General features: G+C 63.9%; 2 protein-coding genes and 1 pseudogene. 1 reads left to right on the forward strand and 2 read right to left on the reverse strand.

Annotated features, from left to right (window positions below):
- A partial coding sequence (locus tag ENZ74_RS29175) for an MFS transporter (protein ID WP_127313197.1) occupies positions 1-717 on the forward strand: 717 nt, incomplete at its 5' end.
- 104 nt (positions 718-821) lie between these two features.
- On the opposite strand, the gene ENZ74_RS29180 is transcribed toward ENZ74_RS29175, so the two are convergent.
- Positions 822-1565 carry an RlmE family RNA methyltransferase gene (locus ENZ74_RS29180; RefSeq protein WP_013532288.1) on the reverse strand — a complete coding sequence of 248 codons (744 nt, stop codon included), beginning with the start codon at positions 1563-1565 and terminating at the stop codon, positions 822-824.
- 228 nt (positions 1566-1793) lie between these two features.
- Positions 1794-2441 (reverse strand): annotated as a pseudogene (locus tag ENZ74_RS29190) (Ppx/GppA family phosphatase); the annotation flags it as partial.

Below are 2441 nucleotides of genomic sequence, written 5' to 3' on the forward strand. Positions count from 1 at the left end.
CTCTATCTGCTGCACGCGCGGCGCGCCAAAAATCCCTTGCTGGCGCTCGAATTGTTCCGCAACCAGGTGTTCCGCTCCTCGGTGCTTGGCGGCGGACTGTTCCGCATCGGCATTGGTGCCGTGCCGTTCCTGCTGCCGCTGATGTTCCAGATCGGTTTTGGGCTGACGCCGTTCCAGTCCGGCATGATCACCTTCGTCTCGGCGATCGGCGCCATCGGGATGAAGTTTGTCACCGCGCTGATCTTCCGCGTCGCCGGCTTCCGCCGCGTCCTGGTTGTCGGTTCTCTGGTCGCCGCCGCCTCGATCGCCATCAACGGCCTGTTCACACCCGACACACCCTATCTCTTGATGCTGGCCATGCTGCTCGTCGGCGGCTTCATCCGCTCGATGTTCTTCACCGGCGTCAATGCGCTCGCCTATGCCGAGGTTTCGGCTGAAGACACCAGCAAGGCGACACCGATCACGGCGGTGTTCCAGCAGTTGTCGGTCGCGCTCGGCGTGGCGCTGGCCGGCGGAATCCTGGAGGTGTCCACGAGCCTGCACGACAGGTCACTGACGCTGGCGGATTTCCACACCGCGTTTTTCGTCGTCGCGGCGATTTCCGCCGCCGCGTCGCTGTCGTTCATGCGGCTGGCGCCCGATGCCGGCAACGCCATCTCCGGCCACGGCCGCCTGACCACACCCAAGACGCTGGAAACGAGCACGGCGGGGAAGTAGTTCCCTCTTGCCTTCTCCCCTGTGGGAGAAGGTGGATCGGCGCGAAAGCGCCGAGACGGATGAGGGGTGTTCCAGCGGAGTGAAACGTTGGCGCTCCCTGGAGCTCATCCGTCGCCTTCGGCGACACCTTCTCCCAGGGGAGAAGGAAGATCTCGCCCTTTGAAATCCTTGGCCAGCAAATAAAGCTCGACCGATTCATCCCGCGACGCCGGCGGCTTGACGTGATGGACCGAGCGGAAATTCTTCTTGAGCATGGAGAGCAGTTCGTTTTCGGCGCCGCCCTGGAAGGTCTTGGCAAGGAAGTGCCCGCCTGGCTTCAGCACCGACAGCGCGAAATCGGCCGCCACCTCGCACAGATGCATGGTGCGGATATGGTCGGTCCGCTTGTGGCCGGTGGTCGGTGCCGCCATGTCGGACAACACGATATCGGGATCCCCACCCAGCGCCTCGGCCAGCTTCTGCGGCGCCTGCGGATCGAGGAAATCCATCAGCAGCACCGGTGCGCCGGGCACGGCGTCCATTTCGAGATAATCGATGCCGATGACATGCGGCTTGTCGGCCGTCGATTTCGTCCGCGCGGCGGCGACCTGGCACCAGCCGCCGGGGGCGGCACCGAGGTCGATCACCTTCATGCCGGGTTTCAACAGATGATGCTTGTCGTCGATCTCGATCAGCTTATAGGCCGCGCGTGAGCGATAGCCGTCGGCCTTGGAGCGCTGGACATAGGGATCGTTGATGTGGCGCTGCAGCCAACGGCGCGACGATTCCTTCAGCCCGCTCTTCTTCTTGATCCGCGTCTTCAGCACGCGAATGCTGGCGGATCCTGGTTTTTCCGGTTTCTTGGTCATTGCCTGATTTCTGGTCCGGGTTTTCTCGCTCGTCGAGTTGTGCTCATTTTTCGACGTCTGCGCGTTTCGTGAAGGGCTTCCCCCACTCCGTCTCGGCTTCGCCGAGCCACCTCTCCCCCCTCCGGAGGGAGAGGAAGGGAGCCAGCCTGCATAAGTTCACGCCTTTCCTCTCCCCGTCGATCGGGGGAGAGGTGTCGAGCGTAGCTCGACGGAGTGGGGGTCGACTGTTCACGCTCTGCCACGCCCATCGTTGCGCCAGACGCCATCATCGGCCATCAATTCGCTCAAAATACCTTCGCGCAGGCCACGATCGGCGACCCGCAACCGCTCGGACGGCCATACGGCGCGGATCGCTTCGAGGATAGCACAGCCGGCCAGTACCAGATCGGCGCGATCGGCACCGATGCAAGGGTTGGCGCAGCGCTGCTGGAAATCCCAGCCAACCAGTCTTTCGACCATGCGGTCGACGCTGTCGCGGTCCATCCACAGCCCGTCGACACGGCGGCGATCATAGCGCTCGAGTTCAAGGTGGACACCGGCCAGCGTCGTCACCGTTCCGGACGTGCCCAGCAGATGGAAATTCGGGCTGGCCTTGAGATGGCTCAGCCGATCGCGACCGTCGAAGCTGGCCAGCCGGCCGGCAACGTCATCGACCATGGCGGCGAAGATCTCGCGCGTCACCGTGCGGCCGCCAAAGCGCTCGGCCAGCGAGACGACGCCGACCGGCAGCGACGTCCACGACACGATATGATTGGCCAACCTCGGCGAACGGCGGCCGGCGAGATCGATGAGCGCGATTTCCGACGAACCGCCGCCAATATCGAACAGCACGACGCCTTGGGTGTCGCGCTCGACCAGCGAGCCGCAGCCGGACAC

It is taken from the genome of Mesorhizobium sp. M7A.F.Ca.CA.002.15.2.1 (genome assembly GCF_003998715.1).
In the GTDB taxonomy this organism is placed as follows: Bacteria; Pseudomonadota; Alphaproteobacteria; order Rhizobiales; family Rhizobiaceae; genus Mesorhizobium; species Mesorhizobium ciceri.

Coding starts and splice junctions, on each gene's coding strand:
- ENZ74_RS29180 (WP_013532288.1), bottom strand. CDS start 1,565: ATGACCAAGAAACCGGAAAAACCAGGATCCGCCAGCATTCGCGTGCTG.